Source organism: Amycolatopsis ultiminotia (assembly GCF_039536925.1).
Lineage (GTDB): Bacteria > Actinomycetota > Actinomycetes > Mycobacteriales > Pseudonocardiaceae > Amycolatopsis > Amycolatopsis ultiminotia.
In genome coordinates this window covers 158,138-172,399 of the sequence record NZ_BAAAZN010000004.1, presented here as the reverse complement: position 1 = coordinate 172,399, position 14,262 = coordinate 158,138, and the positions used below count along the sequence as shown (strand labels likewise).

The following is a 14,262-nucleotide window of genomic DNA, read 5'->3' as shown; positions in this document are numbered from 1 at the left end:
GGTCGCGTGAGCGACGAGGGTCGTCTGGTCGCCGGCCGGTACCGCATCGCCGGCAAGATCGGCGCGGGCGCGATGGGAGCCGTCTGGCAGGCACACGACGACGTGCTCGGCCGTACGGTCGCGATCAAGCAGCTGCTGCTGCAGCCGGGGCTCGAGGAACACGAGGCCGAAGACGCCCGGCAGCGCACCATGCGCGAGGGCCGGATCGCGGCACGCCTGCACCACCCGAACGCGATCACCGTGTTCGACGTCGTCACCGACGACAACGGCCAGCCGTGCCTGATCATGGAGTACCTCGCGTCCACCAGCCTGGCGCAGATGCTGCAGGAACGCGGCACCCTGCCGCCGCTGGAGGTCGCCAGGATCGGCGCGCAGGTGGCCGCCGCGCTGCGCGAGGCGCACGCGGTCGGGATCGTGCACCGCGACATCAAGCCGGGCAACATCCTGCTCGCCGACAACGGCACCGTGAAGATCACCGATTTCGGCATCTCCAGGGCCAAGGACGACGTCACGGTCACCAAGACCGGGATGATCGCGGGCACCCCCGCCTACCTGGCGCCCGAAGTGGCCATCGGCGCCGACCCCGGCCCGGAGTCGGACGTGTTCTCGCTCGGCTCCACGTTGTACGCCGCGTGCGAGGGACAGCCGCCGTTCGGCCTGTCGGAGAACACCCTGAGCCTGCTGCACGCGGTCGCGGCCGGGCAGATCAACCCGCCGCGGCAGTCCGGTCCGCTGGCCAGCGTGCTCGCCGTGCTGCTGCACCCGGAAACCCAGCACCGGCCCACCGCCGAGGAGTGCGAGGAGCTGCTGGCTGCGGTCGCCCGCGGGGAGACCCCGCTCGGCGGTCCGGACGGTGAAACCGTGCTCGCGCCGTCCTCCGGCACGCTCGGCGCCGCGGCGGCGGGCGGGCTGGCCGGTGCCGCCGCCGGTGACTTCTACGACGACCAGGCGCCGGAGGGGCACTCCGGCACGCTGCTCGGGGAACCGGGACCGACCCGGCAGTACTACGAGGACGACTACCCGGCGGGAAGCGGCTACCCGGAAACCGACTACGACGGCTACCAGTACCCGCAGGACGAGTACTCCCAGGACCCGTACCAGCAGGACACGCGCTACGCCGAGCAGAGCAGGGGCGGTCTGGCCGCCACCAGGTCGGTGCCGGTCCCGGAGGGGTTCGACGACGACCCCTACGACCGTTACGACCCGCCGCCGCGGACGCACACCGGCCCGGAGGACGAGGACGACCGGAAGCCGGGCGCCTGGAAGAAGCCGGCCCTGATCGGCGGCATCGTCGCGGTCGCGCTGGTCGGGCTGGGCGTGTGGCTGCTCGCCCCGAACAACCCGCCGGACGCTTCCCAGCCGCCGGCGCCCGCGACCTCTTCGGCGGTCGTGCCGACCTCGGAGTCGCTTCCTCCGACGGAGGCAACCAGCAGCGCCCCTGCGACGTCTTCGGTACGGGACACCTCGGACGAAGAGTCGACGTCGACTCACCGCACCTCCCGGCGGACCACAACGCGGGACACCTCCACGAAGTCGACGAAGACCTCCAATACCGACACGAGCGAGCCGAACGAGCCGACGAAGACCACTTCGTCGGCGAGTTCACCGCCCGACACCTCGTCACCGAATCCATGACCCAGGAACAGAGTTGAGTTCAGAAGGCACCATCGTCGGCGGCCGTTACCGGCTCGACCAGCCGATCGGCCGCGGGCGCGCAGGCATCGTGTGGCTCGCGTTCGACACGCGGCTGTTCCGCACGGTCGCCATGAAGCGCATGTACCTGCCGGTCGGGCTGCCGCCGGAGCGGGCCGAGCAGGCACGGGCGATGGCGATGGAGGAGGGCAAGGCCGCGGCCCGGATCGAGCACCCGTGCGCGATCACGGTGTACGACGTGCTGCCCGAAGGCCCGGACGTGTGGCTGGTGATGGAGTACATCCCGTCCCGTGGCATGTCGATCTTCCTCTCCGAGTACGGACGGCTCACCGCGGAGCAGGCCGCGTCGCTCGGCATCCTGCTCGGCGACGCGATGGCGACCATCCACGCGGCAGGCATCGTGCACCGCACGCTGGAACCGGGCACCGTGCTGCTGGCCGACGACGGCGGGGTCAAGCTCACCGACATCGGCATCACCGGCGGCGGACCGCATGCGGCCTACCGGGCGCCGGAGGTCACTCGTGGCGGACCGCCCTCGCCTGCTGCGGACGTGTTCTCGCTCGGCGCGACGCTGTACACCGCGGTGGAAGGAGTGCCGCCGTTCGGTGAGGACGGCGACTCCCCGGAACGGCCACCGCAGCACGCCGGGGTGCTGACCGGGGCACTGCGCAAGATGCTGCGCGCCGACCCGACGATCCGGCCGACCATGAACGACACGGTGCGCGCGCTCAAGGCCATCACCGAGGGACGCGAGCAGACCGCGTTCGTCCCGCCGACCGCGCCCGCGATGCCGACCATGCCGGTGTCCTGGCCAGGCCGGCCCCCGCAGGCCGGACAGCCCCTGCAGGCCGGACAGGCCCCGCAAGCCGGGCCGCCCCAGCAGGCCGGGCCGCCCCAGCAGGCCGGGCCGTTTCCGCAAGCCGGACCACCCCAGCAGACCGGGCAGCCCCCGCAGGCCGGGCAGCCGGCCGGACCGCTCATGCAACTGCCGGTCCAGCAGGTCCCGCAGGCTCCCGCGCCACCGCAGCCGATGCGGACGCCCCAGCAGCCGACCGCTCGGTTCGTGCCTTCGCCCGCGCAGCAAGCCGCCGCGGCGCAGGCCACCCGGGAGAAGGCCGCGGCCCGGCGGCGGATCATCCTCACCGTCGCGGCCGTCCTCTGCGCGGTGCTGATCGGGATCGGCGTTTCGCAGCTGTTGTTCGTCTGACGCGGGTTCAGGAGACCTTCGCGGCCGCTTCCTTCATCGCGGTGAGCAGTGTGTGCACCGCCGGGCTGCCCGCTGCCCGCGGAGCCACCGCGGCGTGGATGTTGCGGCTCGGCCGCGGATTGCGGACCCGGCGCACCACCACGCTCGGATGCGGCGTGCCGAGGCCGAGCCCCGGGACGAGCCCGACGCCGAGTCCGGCGGCAATGAACCCCTGTGCCGTCTGGTAGTCCTCCGATTCGACGACCACGTTCGGATGGAACCCGGCGGACGCGCACGCGCCCTCCAGGATCGCCCGGCAGCTGCCCGGCAGCGGATCGATGCCGACCCACGGCTCGTCCGCGAGATCCGCCAGGTCGAGCACGCGTTTGCGGGCCAGCCGATGGGTACGCGGCAGCACCGCGCAGTACGGATCGTCGAGCAGGTGCACCAGCTCGATCCCCTTCGCCGGCGCGGCGGACCGCGGGAACACCACGATCGCCACGTCCGCCCGGCCCTCCTCGACCTCGGGCAGCGGGTCGCCCGGGTCGACCAGCTTCAGATCGAGCCACACACCGGGGTGTTCCCGGCGGACGGCAGCGACTGCGTGCGGCACCATCGCCGCCCCGGCGGTGGCGAAGTAGCGGATCGCGAGCTTACCGACGCGGCCCTCCTTGAGTTCGGTGAGCGCCATCTCGGCCCGCGCGAGTTCCGCGCTGAGCGCTTCCGCGTGGCCGGAGAGCAGCGTGCCCGCCGCGGTCGCCCGGACGCCGCGGCCCACGCGTTCCAGCAACGCGGTGCCTGCCTCGCGTTCGAGTACTGCCAGCTGCTGGCTGATCGCCGATGGGGTGTAGCCGAGATTCCGCGCCGCGGCGGTGATCGAACCGCTCGTGATCACCGCACGAAGGACCTGCATGCGCCGCACGTCGAGCATGCACTCGATAGTACAGCTGTGCTTAATCGTCCCTGCAGTTATTTTCGCTTGTCCTTACGTCTGGACGCGGCGAAGCTGGCTCTTGGAGACGAAGGAGGCACCTCGGTGGGCGAGACCAAGACGTTGCTGCGGATCACGGCGCTCGCGGTGATGTGGGGATCGAGTTTCTTCTGGATCAAGCTGGGGCTCGGGTCGTTCTCACCGGTGCAGCTGGTGCTCGCGCGGCTGGTGCTCGGCGCCGCGGTACTGCTGGCGCTCTGCCTGCTCGGCCGTCGCCGGCTGCCTGCGGACCGGCGCACCTGGGGGCACCTTGCCGTCGCAGCGTTCTTCCACAACGCCGTGCCGTTCCTGCTCTTCGCGATCGGTGAGACCACTGTGGACTCCGGCATCACCGGGGTACTGAACTCCACCACCCCGCTGTGGGTGCTGGTGGTCGCACCGTTCCTCGGGGTGCCCAACCGGATGACGGTGACCAGGGTGGTCGGCCTCGTCGCGGGCCTCGCCGGGATCCTGCTGATCTTCGCACCGTGGCAGGCCTCCGGGCTGCTCAGCTGGGGCGCGCTGGCGTGCCTCGCCGCCGCGGCCAGCTACGGCTTCGCGTTCGTCTACGAAGGACGCTATCTGTCCGACACCGGCCTCTCGCCGTACGCGGTGTCCGGTGGGCAAATGCTGGTGGCGACCGGATTCCTGGTACTGGTGATGCCGTTCGGCGGGTTGACGCCGGTGCACCTGAGCCCGCTGCCGGCGATCGCAGTGCTGATCCTCGGCGTCGGGTCGACCGGGATCGCGTTCGCGCTCAACTACCAGCTGCTGGCGAGCGAAGGCGCGGTGGCGACTTCGGTGGTCGGGTACCTGCTGCCGGTGGTATCGGTCGCGCTGGGCGCGATCTTCCTGCACGAGCAGCTGAACTTCCGGGTGATCGCGGGCATGGTCGTGGTCCTGGCCGGGGTCGCGCTCACCCGGCTGCAGCGCACACCAGCAGCGGCCCCGGAGGAACCGGCGGCGGTACGGGAACGGGTCTGACCGCTCACACCAGGCGGCGGTCCGAAGCCCAGCGGGAGAGCTCGTAGCGGTTGGACAGCTGGGTCTTGCGCAGCACACTGGACACGTGCGTCTCCACCGTCTTCACCGAGATGAACAGCTCCGACGCGATCTCCTTGTACGCGTAGCCGCGCGCCAGCAGGCGCAGGACATCGCGCTCGCGAGGCGTGAGCAGGTCGAGCTCGGGATCGTTGATCGGCGCGGAACCGGGCCGGTCGGCGAACGCGTCGAGCACAAAGCCCGCCAGCCGCGGGGAGAACACCGCGTCGCCGTCGGCCACCCGGACCACCGCGCGGACGAGCTCCTTCGACGAGATCGTCTTGGTGACGTAGCCGCGCGCACCGGCGCGGATCACCGCGATCACGTCCTCCGCGGCGTCGGACACCGACAGCGCGAGGAACACCACGTCCGGCAGTTCGGGGCGGACCCGGCGGAGCACCTCGGCGCCGCCGCCGTCGGGCATGTGCACGTCCAGCAGCACCACCTGCGGACGGGTGCGGGCGATGCCGGCCACCGCGTCGGCGACCGAACCCGCCTCGCCGACCACCTGCACCTCGTCGGTGATCGAGTCCAGTTCCGTGCGCACCCCGGCACGGAACAACGCGTGGTCGTCCACGAGGAAGACCTTGACCGGTTCCCGCTGGCTCTCCGTCACGACTGCACTCCCTCATCGGCGTGCCCCGAGCATAGCGAGCTCATGCCACCCCCTTGGCTGCCTTGACCGGCATGGCGAGCTGGACCTCGGTCCCTTCGCCGGGAGCGGTGCGCAGCTTGCACGTGCCGCCGTGGCGTTCCATCCGGCCGCGGATCGAATCGGCGAGCCCGTGCCGATCGGTGGGCACCACCTCCGGGTCGAAACCCTTTCCGCGGTCGCGTACGAACACCGTCACCGACGTGGGCTCGACCTCGGCGAACACACTCACCTCGTCGACACCGGCGTGCTTGGCCGCGTTCACGATCGCCTCGCGGGCGGCCTGGACCAGTGCGGTGAGCGGTTCGTTCAGTTCGACGTCGCCGACCACGACCTGGCCGACCGAGATCGCGAACTGGTCCTCGACCTCGCCACAGGCGGTGGCGAGCGCATCGGACAGCTGCCGCGCACCCTCTTCTTCTTCCTTGGACCGCTTCTCACTCGGTTTGCCGTAGCCGCCGGGACCGTAGAGCCAGCCGCGCAGCTCGCGTTCCTGTCCACGGGCCAGCCGGGCGACCTCGTGCGGCTGATCGGCTTGCCGCTGGATGAGCGCGAGCGTCTGCAGCACCGAGTCGTGCAGGTGAGCAGCGATATCGGCGCGTTCGTCGGTGCGGATGCGCGCCCGGCGTTCGTCGCCGAGGTCGCGAACCAGCCGCAGCCAGAACGGCACGGTGAGCACGGCGACGCCGAACAGCGTGGCGAGCACCGCGAGCAAGGCGAACTTCACCTGGTCGAAGCTGCCGCTCTGGAACACCACGACCCCGATGCCGGTGGCCACGAGCGCGCCACCGGCGAGAATGCGGATGATCGCCGAAGCACGACCGCCGTCGCCGACCAGCGCCCCGGCCACACCGTCCCGGGCGCCGAGCCGCCAGCGCCTGCGCTGCGCCTCGTCGGCCTCCCGCCAGACCACGGCCGCACCGATCGCCATGATCACCAGCGGGATCGCCACCCAGCCCTGGATCGCGCCGGTGAGCGTGCCGCTGGCGATGGCGAGCCCGATACCGAGTGCGATCAGGCCGTACGCCTGCTGGCGATCCTTGGCCCGCGGCTTCGTCTCGGCTTCGTCGGCTCGCTGCGGCACGAAGACCCAGAGCAGCCCGTAGGCCAGCAGCCCGGCCCCGTTGAGCGCGGCGAGCAGGGCGAACGCGGCCCGCACCCAGACCACCGAGACGCCGAGGTGCTCGGCCAGCCCGCTCGCAACCCCGGCCACCGCCCGTCCGGACCGCTGCCGGTACATCCGCGCCTGCTGCCCGACCTCGACCGCGGCCGGTTCCACCTGGGTGAGCGGCGCGGACCGCGGGGGTTCCCCGGAAGCCTCTGCACCCCGTCCCGGAGCGTCGATGTCGAGAAAGTCCTGCACGGATCCATGGTCACACGCGCACGCACCCCGGACATCGGGGAAGCCCCTGATCATCGACCCGGAGCGGTCGTCAGCGGGGAGAATCGGCGAAGGCCCGCTGCCGGTCGCCGGCAGTCGGTACGATACGTGAGGCGCGATCATCTGATCACGGTGTGTGCATGGCACAGGCGAGACAGCGGCGGGGAGGCCGACCATGAGCGAGGAACACCGGGCGCAGCACGTCGAGTCGGCTGGCGACCACTACGCCCGCACTCAGCAGGTGAACGAGGCCTTCGCTCTCGGCGTCGACACTCCCGATGCCCGCAACGCCACCCAGCGCGAGGCCTCCCAGTACTCGGTTCAGCAGGGTCAGCAGCTGCTGCAGGGACAGCAGACGCGGGGGGACGCACCGGCGCCGGACACGAACTACGCCTCGTTCAGCCACGAGGACATGCACAAGATGGTCCACGACGGGCTGAACTTCGACGGCATCAACGAGCGCAGCGTCGTGACGAACACGTACGGTAACTGGCTCGCCGACGTGTCCAACCAGTTCCGCGACGCGGCCGGCACCGCAGGCGCCGAATGGCAGGGCACCGCGGCAGAGCAGGCGCACTCGTTCTTCCGGAGCACTGCCGAGCACACCGAGCAGACCGGCAACGCGATGCAGCTGGTGTCCAACCGCTACTCCCAGCAGTCCGCGGCCGCGGACTACGCGCAGAAGAACATGCCCGAGCCCACCGGTTTCGACCAGAAAGCCGAGATGGGCAAGGCCACCCAGCAACTGGCGGGCGGAGACCCGGTGCAGGCCGCGGTCACGATGAACGGGATCAACCAGAAGCAGCAGCAGGCCGACGCCGCCCATCAGCAGGCGGTGCAGGTAATGCACGGGCTCGACAACACCTATCACGAGACGTCGGCCACCCAGCCGACTTACACCGCGCCGCCGCAGATGCACAGCCAGAGCGACAGCACGCAAGCGAGCAGTGCGGCACCGGTCACCGCGCCCGGCGGATCATCCGGTGGCTTTCACCCCGGTGGCGGCAGCTTCTCCCCGGTGGCGCAGCCGGGTGCGCCGGGCAGTGGCAGCAGCACCTTCACCCCGCCGCCCCCGTCCTCCGGCAACGCCTACCCCCCGGCACCCGGGATCAACACCGGCGCCGGATCGTTCGCCAACCCCGGCGGCACCGGCGCCGTCCGCGGCCCGGTCGTTCCCGGCGCCATCAACAGCCGCCTCGCCCCGGACGCACTCGGCCTCGGTGGAGGCAACGTCGGCAACTCCGGCGGAGACACCCCGCGCAACCGCCCCGCGATCGGCAGCGGCCGCTCCGGCAGCGGCTACGCAGGCAACCGCCTCAACGGCAGCGGCGGCCGGGGCGCCACTGGAGCCCCGGTGGACGGCAAAGGGACTGGGGCTGGGACTGGGACTGGGACTGGGTCCGGCAAGGCCACCAACCTCGAACGCGGCGCCAAGTCCGCCGCCGAGGCAGCCAAGAGCGGCAAACCGGACACCACCGCCGGCGCCGCCGGCCGAGGCAAGAAAAAAGAAGACGACGAGGAACACAAGAACAAAATCCCCACCCAGGTCGACCCCGACGAGTCCTTCGAAATCCGCCAGGAACGCGGCCCCGACGGGGAGCAGATCACCCCACCTGTCATCGGCGGCTGAACCACCGACGGGGCAGCGCAGGCCCGGCACCCTCGTTCCCGCCGCCGACCCCGGACGTCCCCAACCTCGAGCACCGAATCCGTACCCAGGAGCAAGCGATGACAGGCATCGAATGGGATTCGCCCAACTCGGTCCCCCACGACTCCGCCGCCGACGCGGGAAACGACCTGCTCGCCGGCCTCACCGAGGGACCGGGCAGCCACGAAGCCGCCGAGAAAATGCGCAATGCCGGCAACACCCTGAAGAACTTGGCGCAGAACGGCGCATTCGCCATCAACGACGAGGGATTCCAGGCTTACACCAAGGCCTGCGACTTCTTCATCGACGGCTACCGAGAAATGAGTTCAGACCTTCAGCTGCTGACACAAAAGGCCAATATGGGCAGTTCGGAGTACGCGCGCGCGGTGGCGGAGTTCAACACCACGGTGGCGGACACCAACCCGGAAGCCATGCTGCCCAACCTCAAGCTGATGCTCGACGCCGTACAGGCAGCCCGTGAGGCCATGGTCATCGCACGGAAAAACTATCGAGAGAGCGAATCCGAAAACACGGTATCGTTCACCGAACTGAACAAAAAGCTGGACAGCCAGTGACGAAATTGAAGTTCACCACCGCATTGCCGGGGATCATGCTCGCCGCAGCGGCCGTGGCCGGGTGCAGCAGCTCTGTCAGCGGCGCACCGGCACCGGAGCCGAACGCAACCGCGTCAAGCAATGCATCCCCCAGTTCGAGCAATCCATTCGGGTCCTTGAACCAATGCACGCTGCTGGACCAGATTCTTGCCGGACAGGGCTACTCCGCCGCGCACCCGACGGTCGCAGACCCCAAACGGAGTTGCCGGGCAGACAAGTCCTTTTCGGATGGCGGAACCCGCCTCGGGCTGGACGTGGTCATTTCCTTGCAGGACGGCCAAAAGTACACCGACGATATCGCGAATCCACAACAGGCACGCAGCGGAAAAATCACCGGCCGGCCATTCATCGAACAGCGCGACCCACTGGGCGTACCCGGCGGATGCCAGATCGGAATGGCCGTGGGTTCGAACGCACGCGCTCTGGTCATCGTTTCCACCGGAACCGACAGCGACGCCGCGTGCAAGACGACCGAAGAGGTCGCCAGTTCTCTGGAACCCAAGCTGCCGAAGAACTAGGCAAGCAAGAAACCGGACAGCCAGTGACACCGACCAAGCTCGCTGCCGGAGTACTCGGCGGCGCACTTCTGGCGGCAGCGATCTCCAGCTGCAGCAGCCCCGTCGACGGGACACCGGAAAGCACCAGCGCTACCACGCCGAGCAATGCGCCAACCAGCTCCGGAAACCCCTTCGCTGCATTGAACCAGTGCACCGTGCTCGACCAGCTCCTCGCCGGACAGGGGTTTCCACCGGCCAAGCCGACGGTCGCCGACGCCCGACAAAGCTGCGGCACCAAACGGTGATCGACAACAGCAGCACCGCTCCCCAGACCAGCGTGACCTTGTCGCTGCAGAAGAACCAAAAGTACACAGACAACATCGCGAACCCCAAAACCGCACGCAGCGGCGACATCAACGGCCGACCGTCCATCGAACAACGCGACCTTCTCGGCGTACCCGGAGGATGCCAGGTCGGCATGGGCGTCGACGCCACGGCGCGCGCCTTGGTGCTCGTCATCGTCGGCACCGACACCGAAGCCGCCTGCAAGAAAGCCGAGGAAGTCGCCATCTCACTGGAACCTGAGCTTCCCGGAAACTGACTCGGCCGAACTCCTGCTCGCACGTGCGGTAAGCGCAACACGTGCCCCATGCACCTCGGCGGGCCGGGTGGCCGCCGGCAGACCGTTCCAGGAGGCGAGCCCCACCCCGCCGCCGTCTCCGGGGAAACTCAGGGGCCTTCCCCGATGTGCTCGGGGCGGTGGTCCCGCATGCTCTTCGGTATGAGTGGTGCGGACGAGACGCGGGCCTCCCGGGGGAATCCGCTGAACGGGTTCGAGGAGACGGTCAAGGACTTCTGGGTCAGCCGGCCTCGGCGGGTGTTGGCGGGGCGGAAAGTCGCCGGGGTCGCGGCGGGGCTGGGCAACCGGTACCGGATCGATCCCGTGGTGATCAGGGTGGTGCTGGTCGCCGCGACTGTGTTCGGGGGCGCCGGACTGGTGTTCTACCTGCTCGGGTGGCTGTTGTTCCCGAGCGAGGAGGACGAGGTCTCCGGCTTCGAGGCGATGCTCGGCCGGGGGCGTTCGAGCATGCCCAAGGCGTTCGCGGTGGCGCTGTCGGTGCTGGTGCTCCCGGTGACCGGCTGGACGTTCGGCGGCGGCTGGTTCGACGGCGGCGGCCTGATCGGGTTCGTACTGCTCTCCGCAGGCCTCTACCTCCTGCACCGCGGCCGCGGGCAGGACAACCGCCCGGCCCCGGTCACCGCGTTCGCGGGGACCCCGGCCGCGCCCGGAACCGGAGCTTTCACGATGAGCAGCAACGCCGACACCTCTGCCGCCGGGACTGCCGCATCCGGCTGGGACCCGCTGGCCGCGGACCCGGCCGCATGGGATCTGCCCGATCCGGCCGCGCCGGTTCCGCCGGCTCCACCGCCTGCCGCGGGGACGCCGTCGTACGAACGGCGGCAGAATTCGAAGATCGGCTCGGCCACGTTCGGCGTGGCGGTGCTCGTGGCCGGCGCCGGGGTTGCGCTGAACCTCAACGGGGTCGCCTGGTTCTCGCTGCAGCACATCATCGGGCTGGTGCTCGGGGTGCTGGGGGTGGGCATGGTGGCCGGTGCGTTCGTCCGTGGTTCGCGGGGGCTGGCCGGGCTGGCGGTGCCGCTGTCGATCGTCGGCCTGCTGCTGACCACCAGCACCTTCGGCGACCTCGACCTGCGTGGCGGCGTCGGCGACCTCGACGCCACCCCGCGTTCGGTGGCCGAACTGCAGCCGGAGTACCGGCACGCGGCCGGCCAGCTCGATCTCGACCTGACCCAGCTTCCGCTGTCCGGCCCGATCACCACCACGGTCAGCAACGGCGCGGGCGAAAGCACGGTCCTCGTGCCGGAGACCGCCGACGTGACCTACAACTGTGAGACCAGCGCAGGTGACGTCACCTGCTTCGGCCGTTCGTCCGACGGGGTCGGCCAGGCCCCGGTCACCGGTACCGACCTCGGCAACGACGGGCCCGGCGGACAGCAGATCACTCTCCACGTCACCAACGGCGTGGGCACTGTGGAGGTGCGCCGTGGCTGAGAACCCGTACTCCTACGACGAGCCGAAGGCGCCGGCCCGCCGCCGCGGGGTCGACCCGTTCACCCTGATCATCGGGATCGCGACGCTGCTGGTCTCCGCCTACGTGCTCTCCGACGGGGCCAGCTGGCTGCCGTCCTTCGACTTCCGCTGGATCGTCGCGGGCGGCGCGGTCTTCATCGGGGTGCTGATGGTCGCCGCCTCGTTCGGCCGCCGACGGCGCTGAGCATGCGAACCGGGGCAAGGACCGCGCCGGTCCTTGCCCCGTTCGACGTCATTCCCACTCGATGGTGCCCGGCGGTTTGCTCGTCACGTCCAGCACCACGCGGTTGACCTCGGCCACCTCGTTGGTGATCCGGGTCGAGATCCGTTCCAGCACCTCGTACGGCAGCCGTGTCCAGTCCGCGGTCATGGCGTCCTCCGACGACACCGGACGCAGCACGATCGGATGGCCGTAGGTCCGGCCGTCGCCCTGCACGCCGACGCTGCGGACGTCGGCAAGCAGCACCACCGGGCACTGCCAGATCTCCTGGTCCAGCCCGGCCGCGGTGAGCTCCTCGCGGGCGATCGCGTCGGCCGCACGCAGCGTCTCCAGCCGGTCCGCGGTCACCTCGCCGATGATCCGGATGCCGAGGCCGGGACCGGGGAACGGCTGGCGCCCCACGATCGTGGCCGGCAGTCCCAGCTCGAGCCCGACCCGGCGGACCTCGTCCTTGAACAGCAGCCGCAGCGGTTCGACGAGGTCGAACTGCAGATCGTCGGGCAGCCCGCCGACGTTGTGGTGGCTCTTGATGTTCGCGGTGCCCTCGCCGCCACCGGACTCCACGACGTCCGGGTAGAGCGTGCCCTGCACGAGGAACGCGTAATCGCCCTGCGCCTTGAGGTCCCGCTCGGCCTGTTCGAACACCCGGATGAACTCCCGGCCGATGATCTTGCGCTTCTGCTCCGGATCGCTGACCCCGGCGAGCGCGTCCAGGAACCGCTCCCGCGCGTCCACGGTCACCAGGTTGACCCCGGTGGCGCTCACGAAATCGCGCTCCACCTGCGTTCGCTCACCGGCGCGCAGCAGCCCGTGGTCGACGAACACGCAGGTCAGCCTGTCCCCGATGGCCCGCTGCACGAGTGCCGCGGCGACCGCCGAGTCGACCCCGCCGGACAGCCCGCAGATCGCCCTGCCCTCGCCGATCTGCGCGGCGATCCGGCCGACCTGCTCGTCCACGATGGACGAGGTGGTCCACTGTGGACGGATACCGGCGATGTCGTACAGGAACCGGCGCAGGACTTCCTGCCCGTGCGGCGAATGGGCCACTTCCGGGTGGTACTGCACGCCGGCGAAACACCGTTCGACGTCCTCGAAACCGGCCACCACGGCACCGTCGGAGGAGGCCGTGACAACGGCACCCGCCGGAGCCTCGGTGACGCTGTCGTTGTGGCTCATCCACGCGGTCTGACGACCGGGCAGCCCGGCGTGCAATACGCCGCCCTCGCCGACCGTGCGCACGTCGGTGCGGCCAAACTCACGCACCCCGGTGGGCTCGACGACCCCGCCGAGTGCCTTCGCGAGCAGCTGGTGGCCGTAGCAGATGCCGAAGATCGGCACCCCCGCCTCGACCAGCTTCGGGTCCATCCCCGGCGCACCCTCGGCGTACACACTGGACGGGCCGCCGGACAGGATGATCGCCGCCGGGTTCTTGGCCAGCAGCTCGTCGGCGGTCGACGTGGACGGCACGACCTCGGAGTAGACCTGAGCCTCCCGTACGCGCCGGGCGATCAGCTGCGCGTACTGCGCCCCGAAGTCCATGACGAGTACCGGACCGGTGGGATTGGCCACCTACGACCTCCAGGCGAATGAGCGCGTTTGCCGCTGTGCCACTTTGGTGGCCGGCCACCACATCGTCCCAGGTGGGCCGCGGCACATCGGCGCTGGGCCCGGAACGAGGACCGTGGCTGACCGCGATCGGTCCTACCGTTGCGCCATGACTGTCGATTGGACCACCGAAGTGCACGACCAGCTCGACTGGCACTGGCAGCACCACGTGCGTGGCCGGCTGGACGGGCTGACCGACGACGAATACTTCTGGCAACCGGCCCCGGACTGCTGGACCGTGCGCCCGCGTGCGGAGAATCCGGAAGGTGCGGGCACCGGGGATTTCACCATCGACTTCGCCTTCCCGGAGCCGACGCCTCCCCCGGTGACCACGATCGCGTGGCGGCTGGGGCACGTCATCGTGGGCGTGCTGGGCATGCGGGCCGCTTCACACTTCGGCGGCCCGCCGATGTCCTACGGCACCTACCCGTACGCCGGCACCGCTGCCGAGGCACTCCGGCAACTCGACGACGCGTACGCGGACTGGATCGCCGGGGTGCGGGCGCTCGACGCCGAAGGACTCGCCCGGCCGTGCGGGCCGGCCGAGGGACCGTACGCCGAAGCCCCGCTCGCCAAGCTGATCCTGCACATCAACCGCGAAGCGATCCATCACTCGGCCGAAATTCTGCTGCTGCGCGACCTGTACCGAAGCCGCCGAGCATGAATCCCAGCGCCATGCCCG

At 70.1% G+C, this 14,262-nt stretch carries 14 protein-coding genes; 10 read left to right on the top strand and 4 right to left on the bottom strand.

What is annotated here, in order from left to right; translation table 11 throughout:
• Positions 1–6: 6 nt before the first annotated feature.
• Complete coding sequence (locus tag ABD793_RS11265; RefSeq protein WP_344858475.1) at positions 7–1,635, top strand: serine/threonine-protein kinase; 1,629 nt, start codon at positions 7–9, stop codon at positions 1,633–1,635.
• Between the two features lie 13 nt (positions 1,636–1,648).
• Positions 1,649–2,860, top strand: a complete 1,212-nt coding sequence (locus tag ABD793_RS11260; protein WP_344858472.1) for a serine/threonine-protein kinase — start codon at positions 1,649–1,651, stop codon at positions 2,858–2,860.
• A 7-nt stretch (positions 2,861–2,867) separates the two neighbouring features.
• Here the strand turns inward: ABD793_RS11260 and ABD793_RS11255 are convergent, their stop codons facing one another.
• The gene (locus ABD793_RS11255; RefSeq protein ID WP_344858470.1) at positions 2,868–3,770 is read right to left on the bottom strand and encodes a LysR family transcriptional regulator; all 903 of its coding nucleotides are present in this window, start codon (positions 3,768–3,770) and stop codon (positions 2,868–2,870) included.
• A 105-nt stretch (positions 3,771–3,875) separates the two neighbouring features.
• Between ABD793_RS11255 and ABD793_RS11250 the strand changes: the two genes are divergently transcribed.
• The gene (locus ABD793_RS11250) at positions 3,876–4,793 is read left to right on the top strand and encodes a DMT family transporter (RefSeq protein ID WP_344858468.1); all 918 of its coding nucleotides are present in this window, start codon (positions 3,876–3,878) and stop codon (positions 4,791–4,793) included.
• 4 nt (positions 4,794–4,797) lie between these two features.
• Here ABD793_RS11250 and ABD793_RS11245 read toward each other — a convergent pair whose 3' ends face one another.
• A complete protein-coding gene (locus ABD793_RS11245) occupies positions 4,798–5,466 on the bottom strand; it encodes a response regulator (protein WP_344858465.1) in 669 nt (222 codons plus the stop codon).
• 40 nt (positions 5,467–5,506) lie between these two features.
• Positions 5,507–6,865 (bottom strand): PspC domain-containing protein, encoded by a 1,359-nt coding sequence (locus ABD793_RS11240; RefSeq protein ID WP_425548684.1) that lies wholly within the window; start codon positions 6,863–6,865, stop codon positions 5,507–5,509.
• Between the two features lie 193 nt (positions 6,866–7,058).
• On the opposite strand from ABD793_RS11240, the gene ABD793_RS11235 reads away from it, so the two are divergent.
• The 6 genes from ABD793_RS11235 to ABD793_RS11210 all read left to right on the top strand — a co-directional run bounded on the left by ABD793_RS11235 (position 7,059) and on the right by ABD793_RS11210 (position 11,939).
• Positions 7,059–8,513, top strand: coding sequence for a hypothetical protein (locus tag ABD793_RS11235; protein ID WP_344858462.1), 1,455 nt, complete (start codon positions 7,059–7,061; stop codon positions 8,511–8,513).
• Positions 8,514–8,611: 98 nt separating this feature from the next.
• A complete protein-coding gene (locus ABD793_RS11230) occupies positions 8,612–9,106 on the top strand; it encodes a hypothetical protein (RefSeq protein WP_344858460.1) in 495 nt (164 codons plus the stop codon).
• Positions 9,103–9,663, top strand: coding sequence for a DUF3558 family protein (locus ABD793_RS11225; protein WP_344858457.1), 561 nt, complete (start codon positions 9,103–9,105; stop codon positions 9,661–9,663). Before ABD793_RS11230 ends, ABD793_RS11225 begins: the two co-directional genes overlap by 4 nt.
• Before the next feature lie 280 nt (positions 9,664–9,943).
• On the top strand, positions 9,944–10,243 hold the full coding sequence (locus tag ABD793_RS11220) for a hypothetical protein (RefSeq protein ID WP_344858455.1): 300 nt from the start codon (positions 9,944–9,946) through the stop codon (positions 10,241–10,243).
• Between the two features lie 180 nt (positions 10,244–10,423).
• Positions 10,424–11,716, top strand: a complete 1,293-nt coding sequence (locus tag ABD793_RS11215) for a PspC domain-containing protein (RefSeq protein ID WP_344858452.1) — start codon at positions 10,424–10,426, stop codon at positions 11,714–11,716.
• Positions 11,709–11,939, top strand: a complete 231-nt coding sequence (locus ABD793_RS11210; protein WP_344858450.1) for a hypothetical protein — start codon at positions 11,709–11,711, stop codon at positions 11,937–11,939. The genes ABD793_RS11215 and ABD793_RS11210 overlap by 8 nt, the downstream gene beginning before the upstream one ends.
• A gap of 48 nt (positions 11,940–11,987) precedes the next feature.
• Here the strand turns inward: ABD793_RS11210 and guaA are convergent, their stop codons facing one another.
• A complete protein-coding gene (gene guaA, locus ABD793_RS11205; RefSeq protein WP_344858447.1) occupies positions 11,988–13,544 on the bottom strand; it encodes a glutamine-hydrolyzing GMP synthase in 1,557 nt (518 codons plus the stop codon).
• Positions 13,545–13,689: 145 nt separating this feature from the next.
• On the opposite strand from guaA, the gene ABD793_RS11200 reads away from it, so the two are divergent.
• Positions 13,690–14,244 carry a DinB family protein gene (locus tag ABD793_RS11200; RefSeq protein WP_344858445.1) on the top strand — a complete coding sequence of 185 codons (555 nt, stop codon included), beginning with the start codon at positions 13,690–13,692 and terminating at the stop codon, positions 14,242–14,244.
• The last annotated feature ends 18 nt before the right edge of the window (positions 14,245–14,262 follow it).